The sequence below is a fragment of the Rossellomorea marisflavi genome (genome assembly GCF_001274775.1).
GTDB classification, from domain to species: Bacteria; Bacillota; Bacilli; order Bacillales; family Bacillaceae_B; genus Rossellomorea; species Rossellomorea marisflavi.
This window is the reverse complement of the sequence record NZ_LGUE01000001.1, coordinates 877,686-894,511: the sequence shown is the minus strand read 5'-3', so window position 1 is coordinate 894,511 and position 16,826 is coordinate 877,686. Positions and strand designations below refer to the sequence as shown.

Below are 16,826 nucleotides of genomic sequence, written 5' to 3'. Positions count from 1 at the left end.
CCTCTTCATTGGATTTCTGATTCTATCCGCTTGTAGAGATTTTCCGTTATCCGCTCCACCTCATCGAAATCCATCAGACTAACATAGATCCCTTTCATCTTGTCATGAAAATCCTTGGCTTCATTCAGCGTCTGGATCGCTTCCTTCATTTTATCTTTGTAGCCCTTCGTCGCCTCTTCAATCTCACGACTGAATGTTTCATCGGTTCCTTTCGTGATACATCGATCATACATATCGACGATGTGATCCCCTTTCCGTGACGGGAAATACTCGTGGGGAGCCGTACTGTCAAAAATGGCTATGCCCTGTTCCCTTAGGATGACCATATCCAGGCTATTGGGATCAAAACCGCAGTGGTAAACCTCCACACTGAACCCTTTATCCCTGCCGCTTGCTGCAATTTTTTTCAGCATCGTTGACTTACCGGATCCTGCCCTTCCCTTGATGAAAAACCTGTCGGTAAGGCCATCGGTGAGGTTTTGGATGTAGTCGACTGCGCCGATCGGGGTTGCCGCACCAAGGAATCGACGCGTGATTTTTCCTTCTGTTCCCTGTTCCTCTCCTGCGTAGAAGCTGTCAATCAATTCCTCCGTCAGGGTATTGGCTTCTTCGAAATCCATATTGGAAATGTACACTTTTTCGATATCATCATGTTCCCTCAAGGATGCTGCAAACGTATCATAGGCTTCCTGCCGTTTACCGATGAACTGATTATGAAAAGATAACACGGCTTCCGTATGATCTGCTAGCCTCTCCATATCCAATGCTTTTGTAAGATCAATTCTTTCCACTACAGCCTGGGCTACATTGAACATTTCACTGCCATCGATTACACCAATCCCCTTCTCCGGAAGCAGGATGGCATCCAAGGCATCAGGTTCCAAAGCACTATGAATATAATCCAAGTCATATCCCGAATTCTCAAACCGTTCACCGATCTGCTTCAAAAGGGTCGATTTACCTGCCCCTGGCCCACCGTCGAGTATATACACTTTTTCCAATTCTTCAAAAGCGGAATCCGATAAACTGATCAATCCTTTTGCAGTATTCCCGCATGCAAAATAATGTTTAATCGTCATGGAATCATCCTCTCTTCACTCTCCCCATAAGCAGGGAGGCGGTTCGCCCATAGTAAACCATATGTCTTACAGCCTGCCCCCGTGAATCGAACAAAAAAAGACGCCCTCTGACTCGGGCGCCTTTCCTATTCCCTTTTATCCATGTTCTTCCCGTAAAAGATTTCATCCATCTCTTTTTTCAGCTTGCTTGTGATTTCCTTTGCCTCTCCTTCATCGAGGCGATCTTCCGTATACCCGAACAGATAATTGTTCAGATCGAATTCCTTCAGTTTGCATTTTGTATGGAAGATATTCTGCGGATATACATTCACATCGATCATGTCGTATTCCTCTTTGATTGCCTCAGGTATATAATTCTGGATGGATTGAATATCATGATCTATAAATAGCTTGCGGCCATTGATATCCCGGGTGAACCCCCGTACTCGATAATCCATCGTCATGATGTCTGTATCAAAGGAATGGATGAGGTAATTCAATGCCTTCAGTGGAGATATTTCACCGCAGGTGGACACATCGATATCCGCCCGAAATGTACTGATCCCTTCATGGGGGTGGTATTCCGGGTAGGTGTGGACGGTAATATGGCTCTTGTCCAGGTGCATGGCGGCGCTTGCCGGAAGAGGGCCGGGAGATTCGTCGAAGTGTTCAGTGGGGACTTCAACGATCGGACCTTCCGATACCAAGATGGTGACACTTGCTCCCTGGGGGACATAATCCTGCTTGGACACATTCAACACATGAGCCCCGATGATGTCAGACACATGTGTCAATATGCCCGTCAGACGTTCCGCATTGTATTGTTCATCAATATATTCGATGTACGCCTCCCGCTCTTCTCGCGTTTTGGTATAGCATACATCGTACATATTGAAGCTTAAGGACTTTGTCAGATTATTGAATTCATGGAGCTGAATGCGCTCTTGATGAGATAAATTCATGAAACACTTCCCCCTCATTACACGTATGTGTGTATGTTACCCGAACACCCCCAAGGTAAAACAAACTGGTAATAGCTTTTTCTTTTTACTTTGAGCTTGGATTGGTTAGAATGGAAGTAGGAATGGAGTTGTATATCGTGAAAAAACTACTACTGCTTATCGTACTTATAGCAGCTGCATATATTACCAAGCCACTATGGATCGAACAGGTTGAGGCATCAAGTCTCGGCTCCATCATGGACAAATTCCAGAAATTCAAGGAACGGGATGATGTACAGGGTGCGATAGACGGCCTGGATCAAGGCATGCAATCCCTGCTTACAAAACTGGATGATCTAAAAGAGAGCAAGGATAAAGAGCCAAAAGAGTCACAAGCAGAAAAGCCGGCACTGACCACCCCAAGCAGTGACACCTTCTCTGTTCACAATATCGAACTTGGCGCTGGCAAGAAAGAAGTAGAAAAGCAAGCAGGTGATGCCCAGAGGCATTCCATGAATGAGTATGGTGTAGAATGGTTCGCCTACCATGACCACTACCAGAACTTTTTCATGGCCTCTTATGACGACAATGGCAAGGTGAACGGCCTATACACGAATCAAGATCTCATCGCTTCCACGACAGGCATTAAAATCGGAGCCTCCAAAGAGGATGTACGTAATGAAATGGGCAAACCCCTCGAACATATCCGTAAGGGGATGACGCTTTTTCAACTTCAGACCGACGGGGAGCATGATGTTTTTGAAGTCGACGATTCCTATGTGACGATCTTTTATGATAAGCATGAGAATAATACTGTCACAGCCATCCAGGTGATCGATTCCGGGTTGGAGAATGAGAAGAAGGATTACTACACTAAAGCCTCAGCATCCATGAAAGAAGGATTTGAGTATCAGCTCTTCGACCTCACGAATGCCATCAGGGTCAGGATGGGTGAATCCGTCCTTACATGGGATGACCACGTCAGGGAAACGGCAAGGAAACATAGCGATGATATGGCAGAAAACAATTACTTCAGTCACACAAACCTCGACGGCGAATCGCCTTTCGACCGGATGGCCGATGATCAGGTAGCCTTCAGGACGGCGGGAGAAAATCTTGCCTATGGGCAGCTCAGCTCGATTTTTGCCCACGAAGGCCTCATGAACTCGATGGGCCACCGTGAAAATATCCTTCAGTCCCATTATGAGTACCTCGGCGTAGGGGTTTCATTCAATGAAAAGGCCCAACCCTATTACACCGAGAACTTCTTTAGTGAATAATCCTCATCTGTTCAAGCAGAGAGCAAGGAAGTTGGGACAAAACTAAAAAGGGATTATTTCACGACGAACAATATGAGTATGGCTTCTTTATACCGCTCATGATTTCCGTGCAAGACTACGCTTTCCGCGGGTAGCCCGTGAGCCTCCTCGGCAAGCCTGCGGGGTCTCACATCAGCTACTCTTCCCGCTGGAGTCTTCGTCTTGCACTCCAATCAACCGCTGGAAACAAGTACATTTAAATGGTTAAAGTACAATTTAATAACCCGAATGAACTTTCCTTAAAGTAGAAAATTCGTTCGGGTTTTACTGTGGGTAAGACACTTTTGTCCCAGCCCCTTCTTGTTTTCAACCCTATGATAAACAAGAAGACCGACTCGTGATGAGTCGGTCTTCTTGGCATAGAGGAAAGACATTCCAGACGCTGCTATATCATTTATTTTTCTTCAGGTATCTCGCACCCATTTTCATCGCAGGTCATCCCCTGGTCCGTGTTTAGTGAAGTCAAAGGGGAACGGGATTCCTCTTGCCAAACTTTTTCCAGTGCATCACGGAAAACTTCAGGTGGTTGCGCGCCGGAAATGGCATATTTTCTGTTAATCACAAAAAACGGTACGCCTTGTACCCCGATCTCGCGTGCTTCTGCTTCATCCATTCGGACTTCCTTCGCATAGGCTTCACCTTTAAGGACTTCAGCTGCCTCATTCCTGTCCAATCCGGCAGACTCTCCAAGGTCGAGAAGGGTGGCTTCGTCACCGACATGCTTAGAATCGGTAAAGTGAGCTTTCAAGAGCAACTCCGTCAACTCAGCCGCTTTTCCTTTGGTTTGTGCGAATTTAGTGAGTCGATGAGCATCGAATGTATTCGTCGGCACACTGGTATCAAAGCGGAAATCAAGGCCAACGGCCGCCGCTTGTTGGGTGAGGCTTACGGAATTATTCCTTGCTTGTTCTTCAGTGATCCCGTACTTGGACGCGATCAGCTGATGGATGTTCTTATCCGTATCCTTAGGGAAGTTCGGATCAAGCTCGAAGCTCTTGAACTCGACTTCCACCTCATTTGCATGATCAAACTGCTCAAGTGCCTGCTCCAGGCGGCGTTTTCCTATATAACAAAATGGACAAACATAATCAGACCATACTTCTATTTTCATCCCTTGCACCTCTTTACTGTTTAATCTAGGGGCATCGTACCATATTTTGAGTCACAATACCCATCATCAGCTCAGTCGTCTTCTTTTTCGTTTCGACCTGTTGCCATGACAGCGGTCACAGATGGAAAAGCCGAATTCAGGCGGCAGCTTCTTCCCGCAGCTCCTGCACGTGCGGCTGTAGGATTGAACCTCGTCTGAAAGGGAATCATGCACGCCATCTGCTATCTCTTCCCTGACCCGCTCCCAATAGGCCGCTTCTGTCTGGCGGCCAAGACGATAGAGAAAGAGGAGGTGTAGGCCAACTGATTTATAGGATAGTTCCTGTTGTTCCAAATTTCGTGTCCTGATGACCGGTTCCGGGAGCTCCTCACCATCGATGATGGCATGCATGCATTGGAGCCACTGTGTGATCAGGCGATCCTCCTTTTTGCTGAAAGGAAGGTGAAGGAAACCGTATAGGTCGTCCAGGGAAAGCCTGGCTTCGATATCTGATCCCTCGATTCGTTCATACAGCTCTTTTTCCTCAATCAATGAAGCCTTCTCGGTTCCTTCAGGAGACTGGAATCGATCCCAAAGCTCGAAGAAGGTCCCCAAGTGATTACTGTAGCGCTGGAACCGTTCAAAGACCGAAGAGGTGGGTGCAACGGCAAAGCGATTGAGGGGGCGGTCTTCCTGATGAAGGAGTTTTTCCATCGCTTTGACGTGCCTGCTGAATGAAACCTTCCCCACCTCATAAAGCCCCTTCCGTCCTGCTCGGCCGGCGATCTGTTTGACTTCCTGTGAAGACAGCCGTCTTCTCCTGGTCCCATCGAATTTCTCCGTTTCAAGGAATATGATCCTCCGGATGGGAAGATTGAGACCCATTCCGATGGCATCCGTTGAGACAATCAGTTTCGTCTTCCCTTCTATGAATTGCATCATTTGCTTTTTGCGGGTTTCAGGCGGCATGCTTCCATAGATCATACTCACCTTATGTCCGCCGGACTGAAGCCTCGAGGCTGTCTCCAGAACCTTTTTCCTTGAAAAACAGACGATCGCATCTCCTTTTTTCGCGCTTCGAAGCTTGAATTCCTTTGCTTCCACTTGCAGGGGAATCTCTCGTTTATAGTGATGGACCGTAACATCCTCCTCGCTGAGCAAACGGAATAACAGTTCTTCCACATTGGTACTGCCAATGATATGGACTTCCTTCGCCCTGGATTTGGTAATGGCCCGATACCATGCGTAGCCCCTGTCCTGATCGGAAATCATCTGGGCTTCATCGATCACAACCACATCATAGTGATCCTTCTCATGGAACATTTCCACGGTACTGGCACTATGAAGGGCACCAACAGTCACTTTCTCTTCTTCACCCGTTTTCAGATTGCATGGGATTCCCTCACGATTCAATTTATCGTAAACCTCCAGGGCAAGAAGTCGCAAAGGTGCAAGATACATGCCGCTCCGGGCTTTTTTCATGCTTTCCAGTGCCGTGTGGGTTTTGCCTGTATTCGTTTCACCGAGATGCAGGATATAGCGGATATTGCTCTTACCAGGGGCACTGTACTCCCGTCCAAAAATGGACTCCATCATGGCCTCCTCTTCCCGCTGTTTCCTCTCCTGTTCTTCCCTTTCTTCCCGTTCGCGCTCTTCTCTCTCTTCCATATCTGCTGTCAAGCTAATCAGCTGGACTTCAGGATCCCAAGGTTCTTCCGCAATCTCAAGAAGGCGTTCTACCTTTTCTTCACCTAGCCAATTAAACCAGGTGTTCATGATTGACAAGAATAACGGGTGATTCATCCTGCTCAGCCTTTCCATATTCAAAGGCTGACCGAAGGCTTCCAGGTAGCGTTCGAGATGGTCTTCCGATAGGGCTTCAAGCATTGAATTCATGATCAGCTGATCGGCATGATAGGAACTGAATCGCTCATAAGGCGCCAGATACGTTTCATACTCCCAGGCATCCCGGTCCCAATGCTCACTTTTTTTATTGAGGGATCCCGTGAATTCTCCCATGAAATCCTCCAGTAAAGGATAGTGTGAAGAATGGAATGCACCCTCTTCTCTTAGCTGATCTTCCTCAAGGATGAACTTTTTCTTATTTCCGATGTCACCTGCAACCTTCTGCGCCATGAGGTAGCGAAGCTCTGCGTACCATGCAAGCTCCTTTTTCCGAACCTGGTCTTCCACCCACTGAAGGATATCCCTTCTGATTTCCTTTTGGAGCGTGGAGCGCTTTATACGGGCATGATCTTCCTTCTGTTGATCTTTGACTGCATCGAAACGGTCCCTCCACTCCTGACCGGCCTTGACTGTCTCTTTTAACCAAGCTTCTCCATCGAATGGGTCTATCTCCCTTATCTCGTTCCGGAAAAGCTGATTGACCCATTTTTTCTCCATACCGTTCAGTTCGATTCCCCGGCTGCGGAGAAAGGCCTTTTTATGGCTGAGCATGAGGTCATTGGTTACCCTATTCAACCACGTATTGATCCACACCTGATGAAAGAAAGACCTCCTATCTGTTACATAGTCATCGAATGTCGGGCAGCTTTTTCTCTCCTGCATGTAGCGCATGATATCTTCATCTATTTTTTGTTTCGTTTCATTTATGGCTTCTTCCCTTACGTCCTGAAGCTTTTGCATGCTGTATTCCCCAATCATATTATTCTAAGAATCTTTAGTTTATCATAGTTGGATGCAGCACAAAAAGCCCGCAATCCAGCGGGCTTAGTTTTGTTCCAACCTGATTTTGATGGCATGTGACAACGACACGATCATTTCTTCCATGATTCCTTCGAATATCCTGTCCGGAACCCACTTTCGGGAGCCTTTCGGATTCATGGACAGCCATCCGTTCATGATGGTCCCCTCCGCGTCTGCTTTTGCCGTGAATTCACCACATCCTACGAAAGATCCTTTGGCATCTTCCAGAGCGAAGCTGATTTTCTCCGGCGGGATCCATTCCGTCACCCTGACCTCCGCCGTGACCGTTTTTTTTATGATGCCATAAGGGATCTTCATCTTCCATTCTACGTGATCGCGTGCAAAACGCCTGTGTCCTATATACCCTGAGACGAGGGGAGCCCATTCTTCCAACTCGGATATGAAATCCCATACGGCTTCGATGGGCGCATGAACAAGCAGGGAACAGCTACTTTTGACCAAAACGCTACCTCCTTGCAGTGTCTAATCAAAGACGATCGAGCAGTGGAATGAGACCGGCCAAACGATCAATCTCATAAGTCGGAGTAACCAATTCAGGCTTCTTTTGATGATGATTGATCCAAACGGTCCTGATCCCACATTGATTGGCACCTTTTATATCTGTATTCAGATTATCGCCTACCATGATGGCTTCTTCCTTTGCTATCCCGACTTTCTCGAGTGCGATTTCAAACATCTCAGGCTCCGGCTTTCCTTTCCCGACTGCCCCTGAAACGATGATTTCCTTGAAGTATGGGACCAATTCAGGCGTCAGTTCAAGCTTGGTATGCTGGAGATGGGGTGATCCGTTTGTCAAAAGGATCAGTTCATACGAATCTTTCACCTTCTCGAGTACATCGAATGTTTCATCGTATACAAAAGGATGCTTCTTGCGTTCTTCCCTAAAGCGTTCGGCAAGTTCTTCTCCTAGACCCTCCACCCTCACACCTTCTCGTTCCAGTCCATTTTTCCAGGCTTCTTCACGATAGCCCGGGGCAATCCGGCTAAGCTTGGTGAAATTTTCGTCATGCTCGTCGAAAAAATCACCCCAAAGACCTTCGAATGGGTTGATCCCGATCATTTGTGTGAATTCATATGTATCATACGAGGCATAAAGCTCCCTAGCAGAAGCCCTCACAGAAGATTCCAGCTCATCAGCATCCACTTTCACCTGAGTTGCTGCATACCGGCATGTGGCACCAAATGCTTCGGAAATGCTTTTAGCATCCCATAATAACGTGTCATCCAAATCGAAAAAAATTGCTTTTAACAAAACTCATCCCTTCTCTCCACTTTGTTTTATACTCTTAAGATTACAAGGAGACGCCACATTCGTCTATAATAATCACGAGCGTGCGTTTTTTTAAAGTGAAAAAGGGAACATAGTAAGTATACATATCCGTAAGAAGGAGGAATCGACATGTGGATTGTTTATATCAGCATCGCCATCGTGGTGATTGCCATCATCATGCTCGGCGTATCCATTGTCCGAACGTTAAAAACGACTAAACCGGTCATCAATCGTATGAATGAACAGGTGGAAAGCATCCAGGGAAGAATGAATAAATTGACAGACGAATCGTCCCAGCTTCAGGCCACCCAACAGGAAATCCAGAAGGATATCGAGTTCAAGAAGGATAGCATCACGATGACAGTTGAAGAAGCAAAGGATCTTCCACGCTCCATCAAATCGTTGTTTAAAAATATGAAGGCTTGAATCCCTCCTCTTGTGAGGGATTTCGTTTTGATTTATTTTGTTTACATAATATTATTATGATATATTTGAACGATCGGTTTGCCTCTGGTATAGTTGAGATGCCCCTCCTGGACATTCGCTTGTTGCGGGACACTTAACCATGTACGGACAGGAGGGGCACCTTTACTTGAGTAACCCCTTGGGAATCCACCCCACCCTGCCTTCTTTTTTCACCAAATCAAATCCTGTACATCCTCCATCGACCAACTGCACCCTTTCACCGCTTGTTACAGGAAGCAAGGTGCATGACACATCGTCCTTCACGTTATGACCATCATCCTCTATGTATTCATTTTTAACCCAGAACATTCTTTCTGTCTTTTTATGCATGCATCGGCTGAAATCCTCTGCCACTTCCAACCGTTCGATCTCATAATCCGGGAACGTGATGCCGGCCGCTTCTTGATTGTGCGGCATATAATCACCTTTAACCTCGAAATCAGGAAGATGATCGACATACATGAAGGAGTATGCTCCTGATTCGATGATCAGTGCATTCAATTGTCCGGACGATTTCACGGCACAACCGCCATCGATGGAGATCATTTTCTTGTCGTGGTTGATTAATGGTGCATGGGAGAAGCCATTTTCAATGTAATTGACCACAGGCCAATGTCCAACGATGACCTGTTTACCGGCACAGTGAGACCCTTCCATGAACGCCCTCTTCGTCAATGCCTCCATCCGGCTCGTTTCATGCCACTCTTCCCCTGGGTCAATCCCTGCATGTACAAATAGATACCGTTCGCTTTCGATGGCGGTGGGAAGTCCTGAAAGCCACTCGATCTGCTTACTGAAGCTATTCACCAGGACATTTTTCATTTCTTCTATCCCCGTACCCTCAGAAAACGTCATGTCTTCTTTTATCATCCACTCATGAAAGAGGGATTTTTCTCGACGATTCAAGTACCCTATCAAATCTGGATTCAATTCCATCAAATCGTCCACCAATGTATCACAATTCCCCTCTAGCACGTGTACGTTCGGGCTCTTAACTGAAAGTTCCATGATGTAATCCACCACGCCGCTGCTGTCGGGTCCCTTTTCGCATAGATCTCCGATGAACAACAACCGATCGTCTCATTGAACATGTACTTTTTGCACTAATTCCTTCAAAAGATCGAGTTCCCCGTGGATATCACCAATGACGATCACTCTGGACTTATCAGGGATACTGAATTTCTTAATTTTTTCCATACGGGACATCCTCCATAGCATTATTGGTAGCGTTCCGACCGTATATGGCCATTATCGACTTTTCTATGTATGTCTGAAGAACGGAGATGATGGATTGCTTTTAAAAGTCCAATACGCACATACATAAAAAGCCAGCCTCCTGAGAGACTGGCTTTCATGTGTGTGTTAAGAGCCACAGTTGCCGTAACGGATTATAAGAAAGTTTTAAACCACCACTCCTCAAAGTGGGTGTTTGCAGAAGGTTTCCTGCCGTCCTCTATCGTGGAGGCATGGCATTCCGACTTCGATATAAAACTCCCTATTACAGCTTAAAGGTTAAAACTTCGTTATGGTTACGTACAACGCAGCCTGTAGATAGTATGATACAACAACGCCGGATTTATTTCAACCCTTGTGCCTGATTACGCGTCGAAGACTTCTACTTTCTCCATTACGTCACCGTTTCTCATCGCTTTTGCGATTTCAAGTCCAGACGTTACTTTACCGAATACAGTGTGAACACCGTTCAGATGCGGCTGAGGCTCATGGACGATGAAGAATTGGCTTCCACCTGTGTCTTTTCCAGCATGTGCCATAGAAAGAGATCCGGCCTCATGCTTATGAGGGTTGCCTTCTGTTTCGCATTTGATGGTATATCCAGGACCACCGGTACCTGTGCCGTTCGGGCATCCTCCTTGACTTACGAAACCGGGAATCACACGGTGGAAAGTCAAACCGTCATAAAATCCTTCTTTCGCAAGCTTTTCGAAGTTCTCCACTGTACCTGGTGCTTCATTCGGGAAAAGATCGAATTCGATTTTTTCACCTGTCTGAAATTGTATGTATCCTTTTTTCGCCATTATTAACAGCTCCTTTTTTCAAGTGATCAAGCTATATCATACCATTCCGGGGAAGGCATGTCACTTCCAGTGTCCGTTGGATTCCAAGAAACGTTCAGATAGTGGGCATGAATCTCCCTGGTTGGTGAATATCCTTAGAAAAAAGGACAACTCTGATTGAGGGAGAGATGCTGGATGATGGAGGAATTATTAAGGGGAATTTCGATTGACCCTCAGCTAACCATATTGGTGCCTGCCTTATGGGTTCTCGGATTTGCATTAAAAAAGACCCCGCATGTGGAGGACTGGTTGATCATCTGGATCCTCCTCTTATGCGGGGTGCTCGCCAGCGGCTGGAAGCTCGGGTTTGACTTCAACGGCATTGCCAACGGGTTCATTGCAACTGGTGCAGCCATCACCACACATCAGTCATTCAAACAAACCTTTTTCTCCAGGGTCGCGGATCGCGGACGGAGAGAAAAGAAATGATTATCAGAGTGCATCGCACTCTATTTTTTTTGAAGGACCCCTATGAACTCCCTCATATAGTCGGGAAGATCCGGTGGACGTCTACTTGAGATGATGTGTCCATCAACGACTACGGGCTCATCGAACCACTTGGCACCAGCATTCTCCATATCATCCTTGATTCCAGGGGTACTGGTGACGTTCACACCTTCCAGGATCTTAGCGGATATAAGGACCCAACCAGCGTGACAGATCTGTCCGATCGGTTTCTTTGATTGATCCATTTCTTTAATCAGCGAAAGGATGGAGTCGTATCTTCTTAGCTTATCAGGAGACCAGCCTCCCGGGACAAGGATGGCGTCATACTCATCAGCATCCACTTCATGGAAACTGTGGTCCGATGTGATTGGGACGCCGTACTTACCTGTATACGTTTTGTTTTTTTCCTCTCCGGCAATATGGACGACTGCCCCTTCTTCCCTTAAACGAAGGACAGGATACCATAATTCCAGATCTTCAAAGTCGTCGCTTACAAGCTGTAGCACTTGCTTACCTGTCAAACTCATCGTAACACCTCACTAAAAATAGTTTCATGTACATTGTCGATCATTCCGTTCATTGTTGCAACTTCAGCGCTCAAGGACTTTGATCAAGGCCTGTGTCCCGCTATCACCTTCACCAAGTGCAGCCAGTTCCTCATAAAGGCTTAGAGCAAGCTCCAGTCCTGGTGTGCGCATGTCCATTTCAGAAGCAGAATCAAGGGCTATCTTCAAATCCTTAATAAAATGCTTTACATAGAAGCCTGGGGCAAAGTCACCCTTTATCATCCGGGGAACAAGGTTGCTCAGAGACCAGCTGCCTGCTGCACCGGTCGTGATGCTACTGAGGACCTTATCGGGGTCGAGTCCCGATTTTTTTGCGTACAACAATGCTTCGCTCACCCCGATCATATTCGAGGCGATGGTGATCTGGTTGCACATTTTCGTGTGCTGACCCGCACCAGCCTTACCTTGGAGGACCACATTCGATCCCAGGATTTCAAAAATCGGCCGTACGGATTCAAACGTTTCCTCATCTCCTCCCACCATGATGGATAAGCTGCCATTTTGGGCACCGATATCACCACCGGACACGGGTGCGTCCAAACTATGTATACCACGTGTTTTCGCTTCCATGAAAATGGTCTCAGCAAGCTTTGGTGAAGAGGTGGTGAAATCGATGGCAATGGTTCCTTCCTTCATGTTTTCAAGGATGGCTCCTTTCCCGAGATAAAGCTCCTCCACATCGGAGGGATACCCTACCATGGTCATCACAATGTCGGCTTCCTTGGCGACCCCTGCTGGGTTTTCCACCCAGACTGCACCTTCCTCGAGGAGATCGTCTGCCTTGGAACGCGTTCTTGTATAAATCAGCACCTCATAGCCTGCTTTCAGCAGATGGCGTGCCATGCTTTTTCCCATAACGCCTGTTCCGATGAACCCGATCTTTTGATTTTTTATCTCCATCCTTTTATCTCTCCCTTCACTGTTCCTGCTAATATTTTCTTTCAAAACCATGCTTTTGTCCATGGCTGACGTTTAACTTTATGAGTCAGGGGAAAAGATACCCCAAACAAGATAAACCCCAAGGAGGAGATCGATGATGAAAATCAATAAAACATTTCTCGTAGGAGCAACCGTGACGGCAGGATCCATCGGATGGCTGCTTTCATCCAAAGAAAAACGGAATCAGCTTCATAACATCAGGCACGGAATCGTCACGAAGATCAAAAAGAAGAGCCGCGACATCGTTGACAAAGGCGGGGTCCCTCACCCTCAGAATGTCGAGGACAACAAGATGGTGAGTGAAGGCGCGATGACGTCTGTACAATATTTTAACGAAACCAAACAGCATTGAAGCATCCCCGGGGCAAACCCCCGGGGATTTTTTCATCTTTCAGCCCGATACACATAAAAGTTTCACCAATTTGTCTTATAATGGGTAAGTAGGAATGTGCCATAAGGAGAGATGTTTGATGAAACGATGGAAGATCCTTATCGTGGACGATGAGGCACCGATGAGAAAACTGATTAAGCTTTATTTACATAAAGAACACTATGATTGCTTTGAAGCAGAAAATGGAATCGAGGCGCTTTCGCTTCTGAAGGAGAATCCCATCGATATGATGATCGTCGACATCATGATGCCTTTTATGGACGGATATGAACTCCTTGCAGAGGTACGGAAGACGAGCGAGGTTCCTTTCATCTTCCTTTCTGCCAAAGGGGACGATATGGATAAAGTGAAGGGACTGAAGCTCGGCGGAGACGACTATATGGTCAAGCCCTTCCATGCAGAAGAACTTCTGGCAAGGGTGGAAGGTATCCTCAGGAGGTCATACGGCCTGAAGGTGAACAATCATGCCATGTCGGAAACCTATGGTCCCGTCTCCTTCAATCTGGCATCCAGAACCGTCACGGTGGAAGAACTATCCCCCCGTCTCACTCTCAAAGAATATGAGCTCTTTTTGTACCTCGCCCGCAATGAAGACCGCGTCTACAAACGGGATCAGCTTCTCGACAAAATCTGGGGCAGTGATTATGAGGGAAGCGACAGGACCGTGGACACCCACATCAAGACACTGAGATTAAAGCTGAAGGACCATGGAATGCTGATCAAAACCGTTTGGGGTCTGGGGTATAAATTCGAGGCAAGGCCTTGAAAAAGCGCTCTTGGACACTGAATAAAAAGGTTTCCATGCTTCTCCTTCTTAGTCTCCTTTTCACCATTCTGTTTTCCTTCCTTTTCATGCATTTTCTTTATAAGGACCTGTATATCGGGACGATGAAGGAATCGATCCTCTATCAAGGGGAACGGACGACGGCTCATTATCACTACGGAGAAGTGAGTGGGGATATCAAAGATAAGATCCTCTGGTACAACGTCATCTCCCCCTATAAAGTCGATGTGGTGGACAGCCTCCATGAATTAAAGGAGAACTTCCCCTATAAGGTAGATGGTGAGCCCCTCCTATCCAAGGAAGATACGGCTCTTCTTGATCAGGGACAGCATATCATGAAAGAAGGGTACGTAAAGGAATTTGATCGGGATATCGTCGGGGCAGTGTTCCCCCTCATGAATGAAGAACGTCATATGGGCTATATCTACATCTATATCCCTTTGGCCGAGATGACTGAAGTGTTCCAAAAAGGGATCCCGATTCTCGTGTTGGCAGGAACAATGTTCTATTTCCTCTTGTTTGTTATCATCCAGTCGACGCTCGGGTCGCTTTTCAAACCAGTCAAAGAGATGAAAGCATTCTCCAACAGGGTCGCAAACGGGGACTTCTCCCAAAGACTCGATGTGTCGAGGAATGATGAAATGAGCGAACTCGGGCGGACCTTCAATCATATGGTCGACTCCCTTGAAAACCAAGAAGAGCGGAAAAGACAGTTCTTATCGAATGTTGCACACGAGCTCAGGACCCCCCTCACCTATATCGGAGGATATACGGCTGTTCTCATGGATAAAGTCCATACGGATCCGGACGATGCGGAGGAAAGCTTAAAATTGATCCAGAAAGAAAGCATCCGGATGCAGAAGCTGATCAATGAGCTTCTCGAACTCAATAAATTGGAGGATTCATCCTCTCACCTGGAATTCGAACCGATTGTCCTCTCAGAGCTGCTGTCCGACACACTTTCTCTGGTCCAGCCCCATGCACGCGAGAAGGATCTTGTACTGGAGAAATCTTTGGACGAAGAAACGATCATCAATGGAGATCCCGATCGGATCCGTCAGGTTGTCTATAATGTATTGGACAATGCCATTAAGTACTCAAAACCTCAAGGAAAAATCATCCTGCGCTCGTCGAGGCAAGGAGATGAAGCCCTCATCACCATACGTGATCATGGAATCGGCATCCCATCATCCTCGATTCCGAGAATCGGGGAGCGATTCTATCGTTCCGACCTCTCACGCACGCGAAACTCCGGAGGCTATGGTCTCGGCCTCTCGATTGCCAAAGAGATTCTTCACCGACACGGCGGCTCTCTGCAAATAGAGAGTGAGGAAGGTGTGGGGACAACGGTGACGGTGAAGATTCCTTTATTGAAGCTTTGAATTTAATGGCTCGCCATTGAACATGTTCGTTCGAAAAGGATAGACTGATAAAATGCCTGGATTTAGCGAAAAACACTATGTTTCTTAAATCCAACAAGCTGCCGGTATCCGGCAGCTTGTTTTTTGAATTCTGTTCTATGGTGTCCTTGGGGCTATGGTGTTTATGAACAGGGATTCAAACATGTCGATCGGTAAGGTGACGGCTTTTCTATATCGGTACGTTAAAAAACACAGTCTGTTTTGAGTGATATTTTCTCTGTTTAAATGGTTTATTCTACATTAATATATAAAGGTATAGGTCCGTTCCTTTCCGCTGCAGGCGCTTGCTTTCCTGCGGGGAGGGCGGCAAGCCTCCTCGTGCCTGCGGGGTCTCCCCACTCCTCCTTTTCCGCTGGAGTCAAGCGCCCTCCGCTTCAATCCACTCTGTGGTTTTAATGCCGATATGAGTGGTAATTGACAAGGATCCAGACATTCGGCACTCATGGCGTCCGGTTTTTAAGTTATGCATTGGTCTTATTGGCTCGCAGTAGCGATACTTGTTCTTCACACGTGTGCAAAAGGCATAGGAGCGCTCCTTTTCGCTGCAGGCGCTTTGCTTTCCTGCGGGGAGGGCGGCAAGCCTCCTCGTGCATGCGGGGTCTCGCCACTCCTCCTTTTCCGCTGGAGTCAAGCGCCCTCCGCTTCAATTCACTCTGTGGTTTTAATCAAGGTGATATTCGATCTGACTATAGAGTCATTCATTTGAACTTTAGCCTGACATGATAAACAGTATTGCTACCTCTACTTATCATCATAATGAAATGATCTTTCTCATTAACATTAGCTACCACGTCTTAAAAAGCACTCAGTGCAGTGTAGCGGAGGCCACCCGACTCCTATGGGAAAAGCGGGCAGGGTGAGACCCTGCAGGCTTGCCGAAGCGGCTCACCGCACGCCCCATGGAAAGCGGGTGGCCGCAGCGAAACGGAACGACCCCTTCTCCCCTCCATCCCTAATCAAAAGGAAACAACATGCTTGATCCCCCACTTAAAAAATCCATACATTATGTTTACAAATAAGCAACGCACTTACGACTTATTTCGAACTACACTTAATACAGCTTTAGCGAACTCTTCTTCAGACAACGCACCTTCCAATACCTTTCGAACCAGTCCTGAGTGCTGACCTTCTATAATCTAACCTTCCATTTGTAAAGAAGTCTTTGCCTGTTGCATGACCTTATTCATAGATTCCCCCATCAAATCTCACTCTACGTTTCCTAGGAACAGCCCGCCCCTTTTTCTACATCCCTTTTCATATCCATTCCTCCCCCTGCAAAAAGATTGCCACTGAATAACGTCTGCACACATCTTTTCCTAGGGGATCATGCATG

Annotated in this window: 15 protein-coding genes, 1 other RNA gene and 1 pseudogene; 6 read left to right on the top strand and 11 right to left on the bottom strand. The window is 46.8% G+C overall.

Annotated features, from left to right (window positions below; genetic code table 11):
* Positions 1-5: 5 nt before the first annotated feature.
* Together AF331_RS04525 and speD are read right to left on the bottom strand one after the other, a co-directional pair.
* Positions 6-1,079 carry a PRK06851 family protein gene (locus AF331_RS04525; RefSeq protein WP_053426956.1) on the bottom strand — a complete coding sequence of 358 codons (1,074 nt, stop codon included), beginning with the start codon at positions 1,077-1,079 and terminating at the stop codon, positions 6-8.
* A gap of 125 nt (positions 1,080-1,204) precedes the next feature.
* Positions 1,205-2,020 (bottom strand): adenosylmethionine decarboxylase, encoded by an 816-nt coding sequence (gene speD, locus AF331_RS04520; protein ID WP_053426955.1) that lies wholly within the window; start codon positions 2,018-2,020, stop codon positions 1,205-1,207.
* A gap of 137 nt (positions 2,021-2,157) precedes the next feature.
* On the opposite strand from speD, the gene AF331_RS04515 reads away from it, so the two are divergent.
* A complete protein-coding gene (locus AF331_RS04515) occupies positions 2,158-3,279 on the top strand; it encodes a CAP domain-containing protein (RefSeq protein WP_235576310.1) in 1,122 nt (373 codons plus the stop codon).
* A gap of 433 nt (positions 3,280-3,712) precedes the next feature.
* Here the strand turns inward: AF331_RS04515 and AF331_RS04510 are convergent, their stop codons facing one another.
* From AF331_RS04510 to AF331_RS04495, 4 genes are all read right to left on the bottom strand, one after another.
* A complete protein-coding gene (locus AF331_RS04510) occupies positions 3,713-4,429 on the bottom strand; it encodes a DsbA family oxidoreductase (protein ID WP_053426954.1) in 717 nt (238 codons plus the stop codon).
* A 66-nt stretch (positions 4,430-4,495) separates the two neighbouring features.
* Positions 4,496-7,054 carry a helicase-related protein gene (locus AF331_RS04505; protein WP_053426953.1) on the bottom strand — a complete coding sequence of 853 codons (2,559 nt, stop codon included), beginning with the start codon at positions 7,052-7,054 and terminating at the stop codon, positions 4,496-4,498.
* Between the two features lie 84 nt (positions 7,055-7,138).
* The gene (locus tag AF331_RS04500; RefSeq protein ID WP_053426952.1) at positions 7,139-7,576 is read right to left on the bottom strand and encodes a CoxG family protein; all 438 of its coding nucleotides are present in this window, start codon (positions 7,574-7,576) and stop codon (positions 7,139-7,141) included.
* A gap of 25 nt (positions 7,577-7,601) precedes the next feature.
* Positions 7,602-8,387: an HAD family hydrolase gene (locus AF331_RS04495; RefSeq protein WP_053426951.1), complete on the bottom strand. Its 786-nt coding sequence runs from the start codon at positions 8,385-8,387 to the stop codon at positions 7,602-7,604.
* Positions 8,388-8,534: 147 nt separating this feature from the next.
* On the opposite strand from AF331_RS04495, the gene AF331_RS04490 reads away from it, so the two are divergent.
* On the top strand, positions 8,535-8,831 hold the full coding sequence (locus tag AF331_RS04490) for a DUF948 domain-containing protein (RefSeq protein WP_048003742.1): 297 nt from the start codon (positions 8,535-8,537) through the stop codon (positions 8,829-8,831).
* Between the two features lie 162 nt (positions 8,832-8,993).
* Here AF331_RS04490 and AF331_RS04485 read toward each other — a convergent pair.
* From AF331_RS04485 to AF331_RS04480, 3 genes and pseudogenes are all read right to left on the bottom strand, one after another.
* Positions 8,994-10,067, bottom strand: a pseudogene (locus AF331_RS04485) (metallophosphoesterase family protein).
* Positions 10,068-10,232: 165 nt separating this feature from the next.
* Positions 10,233-10,420: non-coding RNA, 6S RNA (gene ssrS, locus AF331_RS21750), on the bottom strand.
* A 48-nt stretch (positions 10,421-10,468) separates the two neighbouring features.
* Positions 10,469-10,906 carry a peptidylprolyl isomerase gene (locus AF331_RS04480; RefSeq protein ID WP_048003744.1) on the bottom strand — a complete coding sequence of 146 codons (438 nt, stop codon included), beginning with the start codon at positions 10,904-10,906 and terminating at the stop codon, positions 10,469-10,471.
* A gap of 177 nt (positions 10,907-11,083) precedes the next feature.
* Here AF331_RS04480 and AF331_RS04475 point away from each other — a divergent pair, with 177 nt between their 5' ends.
* On the top strand, positions 11,084-11,374 hold the full coding sequence (locus AF331_RS04475; protein ID WP_053427782.1) for a phage holin family protein: 291 nt from the start codon (positions 11,084-11,086) through the stop codon (positions 11,372-11,374).
* Between the two features lie 20 nt (positions 11,375-11,394).
* Here AF331_RS04475 and AF331_RS04470 read toward each other — a convergent pair whose 3' ends face one another.
* Positions 11,395-11,919: a type 1 glutamine amidotransferase domain-containing protein gene (locus tag AF331_RS04470; RefSeq protein ID WP_053426950.1), complete on the bottom strand. Its 525-nt coding sequence runs from the start codon at positions 11,917-11,919 to the stop codon at positions 11,395-11,397.
* Between the two features lie 63 nt (positions 11,920-11,982).
* Positions 11,983-12,909 carry an NAD(P)-dependent oxidoreductase gene (locus AF331_RS04465; RefSeq protein ID WP_082346858.1) on the bottom strand — a complete coding sequence of 309 codons (927 nt, stop codon included), beginning with the start codon at positions 12,907-12,909 and terminating at the stop codon, positions 11,983-11,985.
* Positions 12,910-12,994: 85 nt separating this feature from the next.
* On the opposite strand from AF331_RS04465, the gene AF331_RS04460 reads away from it, so the two are divergent.
* From AF331_RS04460 to AF331_RS04450, 3 genes are all read left to right on the top strand, one after another.
* Positions 12,995-13,249: a hypothetical protein gene (locus tag AF331_RS04460; RefSeq protein ID WP_152915536.1), complete on the top strand. Its 255-nt coding sequence runs from the start codon at positions 12,995-12,997 to the stop codon at positions 13,247-13,249.
* A gap of 118 nt (positions 13,250-13,367) precedes the next feature.
* Positions 13,368-14,054: a response regulator transcription factor gene (locus AF331_RS04455; RefSeq protein ID WP_053426947.1), complete on the top strand. Its 687-nt coding sequence runs from the start codon at positions 13,368-13,370 to the stop codon at positions 14,052-14,054.
* Complete coding sequence (locus tag AF331_RS04450; protein ID WP_053426946.1) at positions 14,051-15,454, top strand: sensor histidine kinase; 1,404 nt, start codon at positions 14,051-14,053, stop codon at positions 15,452-15,454. Before AF331_RS04455 ends, AF331_RS04450 begins: the two co-directional genes overlap by 4 nt.
* Positions 15,455-16,826 lie beyond the last annotated feature (1,372 nt).